This window comes from Actinomyces ruminis (genome assembly GCF_002154335.2).
Classification (GTDB): Bacteria; Actinomycetota; Actinomycetes; order Actinomycetales; family Actinomycetaceae; genus Actinomyces; species Actinomyces ruminis.
The window spans coordinates 94,392-109,475 of record NZ_MTPX02000075.1; the positions used below are offsets into that span (position 1 = coordinate 94,392).

Below are 15,084 nucleotides of genomic sequence, written 5' to 3' on the forward strand. Positions count from 1 at the left end.
GGTCTGATCGCCACCGCGCCGGACACCGCCGGGAACCCGCGTCCCCTCGACGCCGTGCTGCTGGAGTCCGTCGACATCGCCACCAAGGTCTCGCGCACCACCATCGCCGTCCTGGAGGCCTCGGCCCGCCTGACCTGCCAGGGACGGAGCGTCGTCGCCGAGGCGCTCCCCCAGGCGCCCGCCGACGGCGCCGCCGCCCTGGACCGCTTGCGCACCGCCCTGGCCGAATATGTCACCGCCGACGCCGACCAGACGCTCACCCTCGCCTTCCCGGCCGCCCCGGGCGACGTGGAGGAGCGCGACCGGCTCAAGGCCATCTCCACCATTGAGCCGCTGCGCGCACTCGCGGCGACCGAGGTCGACCACCCGCACCTGCCACTGGAGGCGGGCGTGTTCGCCTTCGACTACCTGGCCACCTTCGAGGCCCTGCCCGAAGTGGCGATGGGCGCGAATACCTGCCCCGACTACCTCTTCTACGACGCCCGCATCATCCTGGTGATCGACCATCCCACCCGCACCGCCACGCTGGTGGGCGCCTCGGTGGACACCGCGGGCCTGGCCGCTCGGCTGGAAGCACTGGGCGCCGCCGCGGACGCGCTCGCCGATCAGGCCGCGGCCGTCGGGCAGGAACCTGTGCTGGCCCCCGCGCGCACCGGCCCCGATGGCGTCGGCCGCCCGGCGCTGCACGCCGTACCCACCCAGTCCGACGCCGAGTACGCCGCCGTGGTGGAGACCATGAAGGAGTCGATCGCCGCCGGCGACGTCTACCAGGTGGTGCCTGCGCGCGGCTTCGCCCTGCCGTGCCCGGATGCGCTGGCCGCCTACCACGCACTGCGCGAGTCCAACCCGAGCCCGTACATGTTCTACGTGGGCGCCCCGGACTTCGAGCTCCTGGGCGCCTCCCCGGAGTCCGCCCTGCTGCACTCGGCCAAGACCGGGCAGGTCGCCATCCGCCCCATCGCCGGCACTCGCCCCCGCGGTCTTGCCCCCGACGGCGCCGTGGACCACGAGCGGGACACCCGCCTGGAGCTGGAGCTGCGCACCGATGCCAAGGAGGTCGCCGAGCACGTCATGCTGGTGGACCTGGCCCGCAACGACGTCGCCCGCGTGTCGGTCCCCGGCACCCGCAGTCGAGGACCTGCTGCGCGTGGACCGCTACAGCCGAGTCATGCACCTGGTCTCGGAGGTGTCCGGGAAGCTGGCCCCGGACCTGGACGCCCTGGACGCCTTCCGCGCCTCCATGACCATGGGCACGCTCACCGGGGCCCAAGCTGCGCGCCGCCGAACTCATTCGCGGCGCCGAGGGGGTGCGCCGCGGCAGCTACGGCGGCTCGGTCGGCTACTTCCGGGGCGACGGCGAGCTGGACACCTGCATCGTGATCCGCTCCGCCTTCGTGCGCGAGGGCACGGCGCTGGTGCAGGCCGGGGCGGGGGTGGTCGCCGACTCGGTGCCCGCCGCGGAGGCCGCCGAGACCGTGCACAAGGCCAGTGCGGTGCTGGCCGCTGTGGCCGCCGCCCAGGGGGCACAGCTAGTCATCGACTCCGGCGCGGGCGACGCCCCCGTCCCCGCGGCCACGGCACCTGACATGGGGAAAGGGGGGCGCTGAGATGCACGTGGTCCTGCTCGACAACCGCGACTCCTTCGTCTACAACCTGGTGGACCAGTTCGCCTCCCTCGGGGCGGGCATCGAGGTCTACCGCAACACGGCCCCGGCCGCCACGGTGCTGCGCGCGCTCGCCCCCGATGACGGCGGCACCGCCCACGCCGGGGGCGAGCGTCCGGTGCTGTGCCTATCCCCCGGTCCCGGCCACCCACGCACCTCCGGCAGCCTGATGGAGCTGATCGAGGCCGCCCTGGAGCGCGGCATCCCCACGCTCGGCATCTGCCTGGGCTTCCAGGCGATCGTCGAGGCCTGCGGCGGAAGCATCGGGCGGGTCGGCCCCGTACACGGCCGCAGCGTGCGCGTGGAACTGACCGACGCCGGCCGCACCGACCCGGCCTTCCAGGACCTGCCCGACGGCCGTCTGGATGTGGCCCGCTACCACTCCCTGGGCACCCGCGAGCTGCCCGGGGCACTCGCCCCGCTGGCGGTGACCGGAGCCGACGATCCCGCCGGGCCCGGCGTGGTCATGGCGGCCCGCCACCGCACCCGTCCCGTCGTCGGTCTCCAATTCCACCCCGAGTCGGTGCTGACGCCGCACGGCCCCGGCATCCTGCATGCACTCACCGCGGATCTGGCCGCCGCGGCCTCCGCTTGAAGCCACAGCCATCGAACAACCACACGATTCATCTTTGAGGAGCACACCATGACCCCCGCACCCGCCGAGAACAACGCCATGCATACCCCGGCGAATGCCCCCGCAAATTCCTCGGCCGCCGCAATCGCCGACGCCGAGGACGCCCACCGCCTGCTGCGCGGCGTCATCCAGGGCAAGCGCCTGAGCCAGGACGAGACCGGCATCGTCTTCGCCGCGCTCGGCGCCGGCGACCTGTCCGCGGCCGAGACCGCCGCCCTGCTGGCAGCCCTGCACGCCCGCGGCGAGACCGCCGACGAGGTTGCCGGCGCCGCGAGCGCCTTCCGTGAGGCGGCTCGCCCCTTCCCCGAGGTCACCTTCCCACTGGTGGACGTCGTCGGCACCGGCGGCGACGGGGTGGGCACCATCAACATCTCCACCGGCGCCGGCATCGTGGCCGCTCCATGGGCGTGTCGGTGGCCAAGCACGGCAACCGGGCCGTCTCCTCCAAGACCGGGGCCGCAGACGTCGTCGCCGCCCTGGGCCTGCCCCTGGACGTGTCCCCCGAGCAGGCGGTGGAGATCCTGGCCCGGGACCACTTCACCTTCCTGTTCGCCCAGGCGTACCACCCGGCCATGCGGCACGTCGCCCCGATCCGCAAGGCCCTGGCCACGCCGACGATCTTCAACGTCCTGGGCCCCCTGCTCAACCCCGCCCACCTGACCTACCAGCTCATGGGCGTGGCCGACCCGGACATCCTGGACATGATCGCCGAGACCATGGTCAAGCTGGGCCGCAAGCGCGCCCTCATCGTGCACGGCGCGGGCACCGATGAGATCGCCGTCCACGGCACCACCCAGGTGCGCGAGGCCACCCCGCGGGGGGTCAAGGCCTACGAGGTCACGCCCGAGGAGCTGGGGGTATCCACCTACGCACTCGACGACATCCTGGGCGGTGAGCCGGAGGAGAACGCCGCTCTGCTGCGGGAGGTGTTCTCCGGCCGGGGCGAGCCGGCACACCGTGACGCCATCGCCGTCAACGCCGGGGCGCTGCTGTACCTCGCGGGTCCTGCCGACAACCTGGCCGACGGCACCCGCATGGCGCTGGACCAGCTGGCCAGCGGCCGGGTGGCCGAGCACCTGGCCTCCATGACCAAGGCCGACGGCGCGGACGGTGAGGCCCGATGACCGCCGACCGCCCCGATGCCGGACTCTCCGAGCGCCCGCAGCGGCGGCCGGTGGACGAGCGGCTGATCGCCACCGGCACCGTCCTGGACTCGATTGTGGCCTCCCGGCGCAAGCGCCTGCCCGAGCTGCGCGCTCGCTTCGGGCACCTGCGCGCCGAGGAATTGGAACCCTCCCAGCACTCTTTCGCCGACGCGCTGCGCACCCGCTCCGGCGAACAGGCGAGCCCGCGTCCCGCCCTGATCATGGAGTGCAAGTCCGCCTCTCCTTCGCGCGGCACCATCCGTTCCAGCTATGACCCGGCGGCCCTGGCCCGCGCCTATGCGCCGTGGGCGGCGGCCGTGTCGGTGCTGACCGAGCCGGACCGTTTCAACGGCTCCTTCGAGGATCTGGCCGCCGTGCGCGGCGCGGTGGATGTGCCGGTGCTGTGCAAGGACTTCATCGTGGACCCTGTGCAGGTGCTGGCTGCCCGCAACCTGGGTGCGGACGCGATCTTGCTGATGCTGTCGGTGGTCCCGGACGATGTCTACACCGAGTTGGCACAGCTGGCTCACGACCTCGGCATGGAGGTGCTCACCGAGGTGTCCACGCCGGAGGAGATGCACCGGGCCGCCGCGTTGGGGGCGCAGGTGATCGGCATCAACAACCGCGACCTGCGCACCCTGGCCACCGATATCTCCCGCACCGAAGAGATGGCGCCGCTGGCGCCGTCCGGCGTGGTGCTGGTGGGCGAGTCCGGAGTAGAGACGGCCGAGGACGTGCGCCGCCTGGCCGGGCAGGTCGATGCCCTGCTAGTCGGCTCGGCCCTGTCGTCCGCCCCGGACCCGGGCGTGGTGGCGCAGGTGCTGGCCACCGCCGTGCCGGTGCCCGCCCGGGGTGGAGCACGTCCCGGGGCGGAGGACGCCGTCGAGCCGGATGCCGCCGGCGCCAGCGACGCCTCGGCGAAACGGGAGCACGCCGACCACACCCACCCGCGGCTGAGCGCTACTTCGGCCCCTACGGGGGCCAGTACGTGCCCGAGCTGCTGATCCCCGCCCTGGACCAGCTAGAGGACGCCTTCATCGACGCCCAGTCGGATCCGTCCTTCGCCGCCGAGCTGGACGAGCTCATGCGCCGCTACCTGGGGCGTCCCACCCCGGTGACCGAACTGCACAATCTGCCCCGCGAGGGCCATGCCCGCATCTTCCTCAAGCGGGAGGATCTGGTGCACGGTGGCGCTCATAAGGGCAACCAGGTGCTGGGGCAGGCGCTGCTGGCCAAGCGCATGGGCAAGACCCGCATCATTGCCGAGACTGGCGCCGGTCAGCACGGCACCGCCACCGCCATGGTGTGCGCGCTGCTGGGCCTGGACTGCACCATCTACATGGGGGCAACCGACGTGGTGCGGCAGGCCGCCAACGTCGAGCGCATGGAGCTGATGGGGGCCCGTGTGGTGCCCGTGGCCAGTGGCGCCGGCACCCTGAAGGATGCCGTCAACGAGGCGCTGCGCGATTGGACCGCATCCTTCGCCACCACCCACTACCTGCTGGGTACGGCCGCCGGGGCGCATCCCTTCCCCACTATCGTGCACGAGTACCACCGCTGCATCTCCCGCGAGGCCCGCGCCCAGATCCTGGCCCTGACTGGCCGCCTGCCCGACCAGGTGATCGCCTGCGTGGGCGGCGGCTCGAACGCGATCGGCATGTTCTCTGAGTTCATCGACGACGTCGGTGTCGGGCTGATCGGGGTGGAACCTGGCGGCGAGGGGCTGGACACGCCCCGCAACGGCGCCCCGATCAACAACGGCACCACCGGCATTCTCCACGGGGCGCGCAGCTACCTGATGCGCACCCCCGACGGGCAGGTCGAGGAGTCCTTCTCCGTGTCTGCGGGCCTGGACTATCCGGCGTCGGACCCGAGCACGCCTGGCTGGCCGACTCCGGGCGCGCCCAGTACGTGGCCATCACGGATGACGAGGCCGTGGAGGCCTTCCGGCTGCTGAGCCGCTGGGAGGGCATCATCCCGGCTCTGGAGTCGGCCCATGCGCTGGCCCAGGCCCTCAAGATTGCACGCGATACGCCTGCCGAGGCGCCCACGCCGCACCTGCTGGTGTGCCTGTCGGGGCGCGGGGACAAGGACCTGGAGCAGGTGCGTATGCGCCTGGGCGGCAGCTTCTCCGAGGACTCCGCCGTCGCCCGTGCCGCCGCCATGGTCGAGCAGATGGGCAAGCGCACCGAATACCTGTCGCTGGCCCGTACCGAGAGCCACGGCAATGCGGCCGTTTCCGCCGCCGCACCCGAGGAGGCCTGAGATGAGTCGTTATCCCGCCATGTTCTCCCGCCTGGCCGACGCCGGGGAGGGCGCCTTTGTGCCCTTCGTCATGGTCGGCGACCCGACCCCCGCCGCCTCCGAGGCGATCATCGAGGCGCTGATCGACGGCGGTGCAGACGCCCTGGAGTTGGGCGTGCCCTTCTCCGATCCGGTGGCCGACGGACCGACCATTCAGCGCGCCCATCTGCGGGCGCTGGGCGCCGGGGCGAATCTCACCGACTGTCTGGAGGTGGTGGGCCGGGTGCGCGCACGCCACCCTCAGTTGCCCATCGGCATGCTTATCTACGGCAATGTGCCCTTCGCGATCGGCCTGGAGGAGTTCTACCGCCGCTGCGCCGCCGCCGGCATCGACTCGGTGCTGCTACCGGATGTGCCGGTGCGCGAGTCCGAAGAGTTCTCCGCCGCCGCAGATGCCGCGGGCATCGACGCCGTCTACATCGCCCCGCCGTCGGCCTCTGCACAGACGCTGGACGCGGTGGCCAGGGCCTCACGCGGCTACGTGTACGCGGTGTCCCGAGCCGGAGTGACCGGCACCGAACGGGCCTCCTCCACGGTAGGGCTCGCGCAGTCAGTTGCGCGGCTGCGGCAGGACGCGGCCGCGCCGGTGATGCTGGGCTTCGGCATCTCCGCACCGGCGCAAGTGGCCGAGGCGATCGAGGCGGGAGCGGACGGGGCGATCTCCGGCTCGGCCGTGGTCAAGATCGTGGAGTCGCATGTCCCGGCCCTGGCGGCGGCTGCCGCCGAGGCGGGCACCGACTCGCAGCAGTACACCGCCGCCATGCAGGCCCTCCAGGCCGAGCTGCGCGACTTCGTCGCCGCCATGAAGGCCGCCACCCGCTAGTCCGGCGAGACGGAGTCGGCGAACAGTTCTTCGACCTCGACGACGCCGGTGCGCAGTGCCAGCAGCACCAGCTGTACCCGGTCGCGCGCCCCGGTCTTGGCCAGCAGGTGGGTCACGTGCGTCTTCACGGTCGCCATGGACAGCCACAGCCGGTCGCAGATCTCCTGGTTGGTCAGACCCCGGGCGATCAGGCTAGCACCTCCTCCTCCCGCCGTGTCAACCCAGCCGGCAGCGCCGTGTACCGGGACTGGACCCCGGCCTGCATCTCCTGGCTGGTGCGGACCGCGGTCAGCAGTCGCCGCGTCGGCCCCGGCGAGATGACCGAGTCGCCGGCGTGGACGGTGCGCAAGGCCTCCACCAGGTGCTCCGGCGGGGTGTTCTTCAGCAGGAATCCTGCGGCGCCCGCCTCGATGGCGCCCATGACGTAGCCGTCGGTGTCGAAGGTGGTGAGTATGACGATGCGGCCGTGTGCTCCCGCCTGAATCAGGCGTCTGGTGGTGGCCAGGCCGTCGAGGCCGGGCATCTGTACGTCCAGCAGGATCACATCCGCGGGATCGCGCTGCGCCCGCCGCAGTGCCTGACAACCATCCGTGGCCTGCCAAGTGATCTCCATATCCGGTTGCGCACCCAGCAGCATGGCCAGTCCCGCGGTGAACAGCGGTTCGTCGTCCACCAGCGCGACTCTGATGGTGCTGCTCATATGTTCTCCTCTGTTCGTACCTCTATTTGCGCCTCGGCACCGTGCGGCGCCGCCGGTGCGACGGCGTGGACGCGCCAGCCGCCCTCCGCCAGCGCCCCGGCGCACAGCGCCCGCCGACCGCGCCATGCGTTCACGCATGGTGGTCAGCCCCGTTCCCCGCCTGGCCTCGTGGTCCGCCGTGTTGGGGCCAGCCGACGCCGGCTCCGCGTTCTCAACGACGACGTCGACTCCCCCGCTCTCCGCCCGCACCCAGACCGTGGTCGGGGCGCCGTCGGCATGCCGCATCGCATTGGTCAGCGCCTCTTGGACACAGCGGTACACGGCCTCTCCCACCGGGGCCGGCGGGTCGAAGTCGCAGTGCAGGTCGAGGGTGAGTGGCAGGCCCGCCCGCCGTGCCCCAGCCACCAGGCCTGGCACGTCATCGAGGGCCGGGGCCCGGCCGATCGGTGGCCTGTTCCCGTCCGACCGCGCCGAAAGGTGAGCCGGCGAGGGCTCATCGACGTCGGCACGCAGCATGTCGACCAGGCCGTGCACCTCGGCAACGGAGCGCCGGCTCGTGCGCCCGATCACGGCGAGCGCTTCGGCGGCGGCATCGGGGTCGGTGACCAGGACGGCCCGGGCGCCCTCGGCCTGCATGGCGATGACGGACAGTGAGTGCCCCAGCAGGTCGTGCACGTCTCGCGCGATGCGCTGCCGCTCGGCGTTGACCGCCAGGCGGCGTTCGGCCTCCTGGCCGGCGGCCAATATTCCGGCGCGTTCCAGGGCCTGTTCGACCCGCTCGCGCGAGCGTCGTCGCAGCAGGCCCGTCAGGACGGCGACGGTGATGAATGCCCAGGTGACCGCCAGGACGATCAGTCGGGCCCCCGGGTGGGCGGGTCGATCAGCTTCTCGGCACGCAGGGCGCCGACCGTACCGCCCAGGTACCCCAGGGCCGCCAAGGCCCAGGCGCGAGGACGCGGCACGCGGCTGGTGCAGGTCTCCGCCGCCACCAGGCAGGCGACCACCGCAAGGATGGAAAGCCCGTCAAAGATCAGCACGTGGACGGTGAGAGCCACGCCGATCGCGGCGACGGCCGCGGTCGGAGCGAGGCGGCGCAAGGCGATGGCCACGCAGCACACCGCGAGGATGATGACGTATGCGCCAGAGTCGAACAGTGCCGCGCGCAGGCCTGCGCCGGTCGGCGTCTCCAGGAGCGTGGGCGGATTCCATGCGCATACATAGGCCAGGCCGACGGCCAGCAGCGTGTCTGCCGCACCCGGACGGCTCCGCGGGAGATGCCGCCGAATACCGCTGAACGCTCCCGGTGTCGACGGACCCGCCGCCTCGTCGTCGTTCATCTCTGTCTCCGCCTCTCCGCCCGTATGCGGGAATGCCCCTCAGCCGGGCCGCCATCCGGTATGCGACGGTAGCGGCACGGCGGGAGTCGGGTCGTCATACCCGGGTATGAGTGCAGTGGTGGGTTCGGTCTCGAGTTTCAGACCCGGGCCCGATGTCATGGGCGGCGTGCACCGGAATGCTGCCAGGCATGGACACAGCCACCTTCCCCCGCCCCGGGCCCGCCGCAAGAGACGTCGCAGCGCGGCAAACGGACGCCGTCGTCACCACCCACGCCCTGACCAAGACCTTCGGCAGGGGCGCCGCCGCCCGCACCGCCGTAGACCGCCTCGACCTGGTTATCCCCCGCGGCGTCGTCTACGGCTTCCTGGGTCCCAACGGCTCGGGCAAGTCCACGACCATGAAGCTGCTGCTCGGCCTGCTCACGCCGACCTCCGGGAGCGTCCGCCTGTTCGGATCCCCGCTCGACCGACGCCACCGGGGAGCGCTCATGGCGCGCATCGGCTCCATGATCGAGCAGCCGCCCGGCTACGGGCACCTCACCGGGGCCGAGAACATGCGCCTGGTACAGCGCATGCTGGGACTGCAGCAGGCGCAGGTGGAGCGGGCGCTGGAGCTGGTGCGTCTGACCGAGCACCGGGACCGGCTGGTAAGGACCTATTCGATGGGTATGAAGCAGCGCCTGGGCATCGCCATGGCGCTGGCCCGCGAGCCCGAGCTGCTCATCCTGGATGAACCGACCAACGGGTTGGACCCCGCCGGCATCGAGGAGATCCGCAACCTGCTGATGTCCTTGGCGGGCGAGGGGGTGACGGTGTTGGTCTCCAGTCACCTGCTCGATGAGATCGACCGCATGGCAGGTGTGCTCGGCATTCTCTCGGCCGGCAGGCTCGTCTTTCAGGCACGCGCGCCGAGCTGATGCGTCATTCGGTGCCGGATCTGCTCCTGGTCACCCCCCGCCCGCAGGCGGTTGCTCCGGGGCTGCTGGCCGGACTCGGGGGTACCGAAGGGGCCGGGCCCGCGCCGGATGGCAGGAGCGTCATGACTCCCACACAGGCGGGCGTGCGCATTCATGGGCTGGCGCCCGACGCCGTCGCCGAGCTGGTGCGGCGCCTGGTGGCGGAGGGCGTGCCCGTGCACGAGCTGCGGCGCGAGCCGCAGAGCCTGGAGGACGTCTTCATGGACCTGACCGGCGGAGCGAGGGTGCTGTGATGAGCAGGTCGCCCAGAGCCATCGCCCCCTCCGTCGGTCTGCGCGAACGCGGTGGCTCCACGTCTCCGTCCACTGCCGGGCAGCGCCTCTCCTTCGCCGCCTCCGTCCGGCTGGAACTGGTCAAGATGCGGCGTCTGCGCCTGGCGGTGGTCGTCGTCGTACTGGCGGTGATCGCCGTCCTGTTCGCCGCGCCGTTGTCCGAGTCCTCCCGGGCGGGTCTGGATGATCCGTCCGCGCGTCCCTGGGAGGCGCTGCTGCTGCAGTACGCGTTGGTGAGCGCCCTGTTCTCCCCGATCCTGGTGTCCGTCACAGCCAGCCGACTGACGGACATTGAGCACGACGGTGGCTGGTACCTGGCGGCGACGGCGGGCCTGACGCCGGGACGGCTGTGTCGGGCCAAGCTCGCCGCGTTGGCGATCGTGCTCGTGCCGACGCTCGCGCTGCAGACGGTGGCGCTGGTGGGTGTGGCCCGCGCCGTCGGCGCCACCGTGCCGCTGCCAATCGGGGTGTGGGCCGGATACACCGTCGGGCTGATCGCCGTCGACCTGGCCGTGTGTGCGCTGCATATCCTGCTCGCCGCCGTCGTCGACAACCAGATCCTGTGCGTGGGGATCGGCCTGCTGGGGGCGTTTATCGCCGTGTACATGTTTCTCGCGCCGCAGTGGTTGGCGCGCCTGCTGCCGTGGGGCTACTGGGCGTTGATCTGCCCCGTCACCCAGACCGGCACTCACCTGGGCGAGGTGGCGATCGTCATGCCGGCGCTGAGTTGGATTTCGGGGTTCCTGTGCCTGGCCGCCGGCTGCTTCCACGTAATGACCGCCCGACTTGACCGGATGGAAAGGTGATCGTCATGCCCGCGCCCTCCCCCTCCGAAGGCTCTGACGCTGCCGCACGTGCGACCCGCTCCGGCGTACCCGGTACCTGCCGCGACCGCCCCATGGGGCGAGCCTGGTGGCCCGCGCTGTTGGCGGTGGAGGCGCTCAAACTGCGCCGGTCCCCGGTGTGGTGGATCGTGGTGGCGCTGCCGGTGCTCGCCGTCGTCTCCGGATCCGTCAACTTCGCCATGAACCAGGGGGCCCTGACGGCGACCTGGGAGTCGCTGACCAGCCAGGTCACGTTGTTCTATGGCCTGTTCTTCTTCTCGGTCGCCGTCGCCCTGATCCTGGCAGCCGCCTGGCGCCCGGAGCACCGGGGCTCATCCTGGAACTGCATGGCCACGATGCCGCACTCACCCGCAGCGGTCGCCTTGGCGAAGACCGCGGTGGTACTGGTCCCGGTGCTGGTCATGCAGATGCTTCTGGTCATCGCCACATGGCTGTCCGGGCTGGTGTTCCTACACCTGGACGGGGGCGTACCCGTCGGCTTCGCGGTCTCGGCGCTGCTGGCGGTGGTGGCCGCGGTGCCGCTGGTGGGCTTGCAGTCGACCCTGTCGATGCTCATGCGGTCCTTCGCCACGCCCGTGGCCCTGGGACTGGTGGGAACAGTGATCGGCATCGCCGTGGCCTACCAGTCGCGGACGGTGGCGGGGCTGTGGCCGTATTCGTTGGTGACGCGGGCGCTGACGCTCGGTTCTGGCGCAATAACCGATGCCGGCGGCCTGGACTGGGCCGGCATCGGCCCCGTCCTGGCCTGGTCCGCGGTGGGCGGCGCGGTCTTCTGGGCAGTGCTGGGGTACATGGCCGGACGAGCAACGCCCCGGGTTTAGCCGAGTCGGCTCTCCGGTAGGGTCTGCCCATGCCCTCCCCACTGCTCAAGCGGATCGCCCGGATCTTCACCTCCGCCGCCAAGGAGACCATCACCGATGTGCTCGAGGAGGAGCTGGCCACCCGGGAGAACTCGCGCAAGCGCAGCCCCTCCCGGCCCACGGCGGAGCAGGCCGGCGCGTCCAAGCGTGCCACGTCTACCGCCGCCCCGGCGCCTGCCCGCAGCTCCCGCGCCGGCGCACACGCCGGCATCGACGTCTACGACGTCGCCACTCTGGGCCTGCCGAAGTTCGTCTACTCCCCCGACCCGGACGGCGACGCCGACCCCGGCGAGGTGGTTTGGACCTGGGTGCCCTTCGAAGAGGACGCCACCCAGGGCAAGGACCGGCCCGTGCTCGTCCTGGCCCGGCACGGCAAGCGGCTCGTCGTCGCCCAGCTGACCAGCAAGGACCACGACCTCGACGCCGCCCAGGAGGCCCGCTGGGGACGCTACTGGCACGACGTCGGCACCGGACCCTGGGACCCCAAGGGCCGCCCCAGCGAAGTGCGTCTGGATCGTCTGCTGCTCGTCGAACCGGGCGTGGTGCGCCGCGAGGGCGCCACCATGAAGCGCTCCACCTTCGACGGCGTCGTCGTCGCCCTGCGCGCGCACTGGGCCTGACCGCCCGCCAGAGCCGGCCACGGCGCGACGCACCTCACGTCGTCGGGCGGTTTCCGACCGAGAATCGCCGACACATCCGGTGCTAGAGTGCACCCGGACCTCTGGCCTGGCCGGCTTCGGGGTCCGGCGACCGGGCCTGCCGGGTGCTTCCACCACCTCAAGTCCGCCCGCGGCGCCAACCCTCTCTCCGGCCATTGACCATTCAGACACCAGAAAGCTTCACTCACAGTGGCGAACATCAAGTCTCAGATCAAGCGCATCAAGACCAACGAGAAGGCCCGCCTGCGCAACAAGGCCGTCAAGTCCGAGCTCAAGACCTACGTGCGTCGCACGCGCGAGGCCGTTGAGGCCGGTGACAAGCAGGCCGCCGAGGAGCACCTGCGCAAGGCCTGCCGCAAGCTGGACAAGGCCGTCTCCAAGGGCGTCATTCACCGCAACCAGGCCCGCAACCGCAAGTCCAAGCTGGCCAAGCGCGTCAACGCCATGTGACCTGTCGCGCATCTAGCTGCACGAGGAGGGGCGTCTCTCACCGGAGGGGCGTCCCTCCTCTTTTTTCTGCCTCCTTCCTGGGTTAGCGGCGCGATCGTGTTGCTTAAGTGCTGCGTGCCGGGAGGATGGGCGCCGGCAGCCTCCTCCCCTGTTTGGACCGCTGTCCCCTGTTTGGACCGTGTAAGTCCATTTGGACCGCTTGCCCCTGTTTGGACCGCCGTTGTGTGCAACTGGGGCGGTCCAAACGACGTAAGAGGTCCAAACCGACGTAAGGGGTCCAAACTCGGGGTGGCGCGGCGCCATGAGCGGCTGGGCTGGAGGTGCGTCTGGCCGGGCGGTGGCAGGCAGGGGCGGGCGGCCCGGCACCAGGCGACGCGGCGGCAGACGCCACGACGTCTCTCACGTACGCGTTCGCCTCTCACGTACGCGTTTTGGAGGTTTGCCCGTGCCAGAACCCCGTAGAACTCCAAAACGCGTGCGTGTGGCGGAAAACCGTACGTGAGGCAGAAAGTCGTACGTCAGGCGATGCCCGGGTGCCAGCGTTGAGTGCCGGGAGTGATCGGCGCGCGCCTCGGCGCTGTCAGCACCACCCCTAATTAGCGGCGCTCCGTGTTTGGGGACGTGGTCGTTCAAGCTGAGGCTGCGGTGGAGTGATCATATTCGGGCCTGGGAGGCCGTCCTCGGGCACACAAGGACGTCGTCAGCACCGGACGGGCCCCATCCACAGCGGCCCCGCGTCTCGCGGCCCACCCCCCTCCACAGACCCCGGAGTTTGACCGGGCGCGTCGGGCTTCCATCCACCGGACCCGTTCTATTGGCAGCGGCCGATGGCGTTACGATTCGTCAGGCCGGCGCCCTCCCGCTCGGCCGCACCATTGAAGCGACCGCGAGGAGAACGCATGCGTATCGGGTTTGATCGGGACAAGTACCTCAAGATGCAGTCCGAACGCATCGCCCAGCGGCGCGCCCAGTTCGGCGGCAAGCTGTACCTGGAGTTCGGCGGCAAGCTCATCGATGACATGCACGCCTCCCGCGTACTGCCCGGTTTCACCCCCGACAACAAGATCGTCATGCTCGCCGAGTTGGCCGACGACGTGGAGATCATCGTCGCCGTCAACGCCAGGGACTTCGCCCGGCACAAGATCCGCGCCGACCACGGCACCTCCTACGAGGACGAGGTACTGCGCCACGTGGATGCCTTCCGCGACTACGGGCTGTATGTGGGCAGCGTCGTGATCACCCAGTGGACGGACGACAACCAGCAGGCCGCCGAGTTCAAGCGCAAGTTGGAGAAGCTCGGTATCACCGTCTACCGTCACTACCCCATCCCCGGCTACCCCAACGACGTCGCCCGCATCGTCTCCGACCAGGGGTACGGGCGCAACGAGTACATCGAGACCAGCCGCGATCTGATCGTCGTCACCGCACCGGGGCCAGGCTCGGGCAAGATGGCCACCTGCCTGTCGCAGATCTACCACGACCACATGCGCGGCATCGCCTCCGGATACGCGAAATTCGAGACCTTCCCCATCTGGAACCTGCCGCTGGACCACCCGGTAAACATCGCCTATGAGGCCGCCACCGCCGACCTCGACGACGTGAACATGATCGATCCCTACCACCTGGCCGCCCACGGCGTGCAGACGGTCAACTACAACCGCGATGTCGAGGTGTTCCCGGTACTGTCGCGCCTGTTCGAGCAGATCATGGGCTCCTCCCCCTACGCCTCCCCCACCGACATGGGGGTCAACATGGCCGGCTACTGCATCAGCGACGACGAGGTCTGCCGGGAGGCATCCAAGCAGGAGGTCATCCGCCGCTACTACAAGGCGCTGGTCACTGAGAAGCGGGACATGCTGGAGCCGGTCCAGTCCGGACGCATCGCGCTGCTGATGAGCAAGCTCGGCATCGCCAAGGAGGACCGTCCGGTGGTGGTACCGGCGCTGGAACTGGCCGAGGTGACCAAGGCGCCGGCGGCCGCCATCGAGCTGCCGGACGGGACGATCGAACTGGGCAAGACCTCTCCGCTGCTCGGGTGCTCCTCGGCCATGCTGCTCAACGCCCTCAAGCGTCTGGCCGGCATCGACCCGCAGGTGGACCTGCTGGCCAAGGAGTCGATCGAGCCGATCCAGACGCTCAAGACCCGTCATCTGGGCAGCCGCAACCCGCGCCTGCACACCGACGAGGTCCTGATCGCGTTGGCGGTGTCCGCCAACGGGGACACCAATGCCGCCCGGGCGCTGGACCAGCTGGGCAGCCTGCGCGGCTGCGACGTGCACACCTCGACCATCCTCGGGAGCGTCGACGAGGGGATCTTCCGCGCGCTCGGCATCCAGGTGACTAACGAGCCGGTCTTCGCCACGAAGTCGCTCTACCGGAAGAAGTAGTGCGGTATATTTCGCCGCAACGAGACA

General features: G+C 70.5%; 8 protein-coding genes and 6 pseudogenes. 11 read left to right on the forward strand and 3 right to left on the reverse strand.

Annotated features, from left to right (window positions below; genetic code table 11):
• Positions 1–735 precede the first annotated feature (735 nt).
• From BW737_RS18960 to trpA, 5 genes and pseudogenes are all read left to right on the forward strand, one after another.
• Positions 736–1,607 (forward strand): annotated as a pseudogene (locus BW737_RS18960) (chorismate-binding protein).
• A gap of 1 nt (position 1,608) precedes the next feature.
• On the forward strand, positions 1,609–2,259 hold the full coding sequence (locus tag BW737_RS13905) for an anthranilate synthase component II (protein ID WP_086614446.1): 651 nt from the start codon (positions 1,609–1,611) through the stop codon (positions 2,257–2,259).
• Between the two features lie 48 nt (positions 2,260–2,307).
• Positions 2,308–3,422 (forward strand): annotated as a pseudogene (trpD, locus tag BW737_RS13910) (anthranilate phosphoribosyltransferase).
• Positions 3,419–5,708, forward strand: a pseudogene (gene trpB / locus BW737_RS13915) (tryptophan synthase subunit beta). Before trpD ends, trpB begins: the two co-directional pseudogenes overlap by 4 nt.
• Position 5,709: 1 nt before the next feature.
• A complete protein-coding gene (gene trpA, locus BW737_RS13920; protein ID WP_086614447.1) occupies positions 5,710–6,570 on the forward strand; it encodes a tryptophan synthase subunit alpha in 861 nt (286 codons plus the stop codon).
• On the opposite strand, the pseudogene BW737_RS13925 reads toward trpA, so the two are convergent.
• The 3 genes and pseudogenes from BW737_RS13925 to BW737_RS18970 all read right to left on the reverse strand — a co-directional run bounded on the left by BW737_RS13925 (position 6,567) and on the right by BW737_RS18970 (position 8,607).
• Positions 6,567–7,270, reverse strand: a pseudogene (locus BW737_RS13925) (response regulator). The gene trpA and the pseudogene BW737_RS13925 sit on opposite strands and share 4 nt — an antisense overlap.
• A gap of 561 nt (positions 7,271–7,831) precedes the next feature.
• Positions 7,832–7,945 (reverse strand): annotated as a pseudogene (locus tag BW737_RS18965) (histidine kinase dimerization/phosphoacceptor domain-containing protein); the annotation flags it as partial.
• Positions 7,946–8,121: 176 nt separating this feature from the next.
• On the reverse strand, positions 8,122–8,607 hold the full coding sequence (locus tag BW737_RS18970) for a DUF7134 domain-containing protein (RefSeq protein WP_257210870.1): 486 nt from the start codon (positions 8,605–8,607) through the stop codon (positions 8,122–8,124).
• Between the two features lie 152 nt (positions 8,608–8,759).
• Here BW737_RS18970 and BW737_RS13935 point away from each other — a divergent pair.
• The 6 genes and pseudogenes from BW737_RS13935 to BW737_RS13960 all read left to right on the forward strand — a co-directional run bounded on the left by BW737_RS13935 (position 8,760) and on the right by BW737_RS13960 (position 15,057).
• Positions 8,760–9,817: pseudogene (locus BW737_RS13935) on the forward strand (ABC transporter ATP-binding protein).
• Entirely contained in the window at positions 9,817–10,662 is an 846-nt protein-coding gene (locus tag BW737_RS13940) for an ABC transporter permease (protein WP_086614448.1), read from the forward strand. Before BW737_RS13935 ends, BW737_RS13940 begins: the two are co-directional and overlap by 1 nt.
• Positions 10,663–10,667: 5 nt before the next feature.
• Positions 10,668–11,522 (forward strand): ABC transporter permease, encoded by an 855-nt coding sequence (locus BW737_RS13945; RefSeq protein WP_257210871.1) that lies wholly within the window; start codon positions 10,668–10,670, stop codon positions 11,520–11,522.
• Positions 11,523–11,551: 29 nt separating this feature from the next.
• A complete protein-coding gene (locus BW737_RS13950; RefSeq protein WP_086614449.1) occupies positions 11,552–12,181 on the forward strand; it encodes a type II toxin-antitoxin system PemK/MazF family toxin in 630 nt (209 codons plus the stop codon).
• Between the two features lie 228 nt (positions 12,182–12,409).
• A complete protein-coding gene (gene rpsT, locus BW737_RS13955) occupies positions 12,410–12,670 on the forward strand; it encodes a 30S ribosomal protein S20 (protein ID WP_086614450.1) in 261 nt (86 codons plus the stop codon).
• Positions 12,671–13,569: 899 nt separating this feature from the next.
• Positions 13,570–15,057 carry a DUF1846 domain-containing protein gene (locus tag BW737_RS13960; protein ID WP_086614451.1) on the forward strand — a complete coding sequence of 496 codons (1,488 nt, stop codon included), beginning with the start codon at positions 13,570–13,572 and terminating at the stop codon, positions 15,055–15,057.
• Positions 15,058–15,084 lie beyond the last annotated feature (27 nt).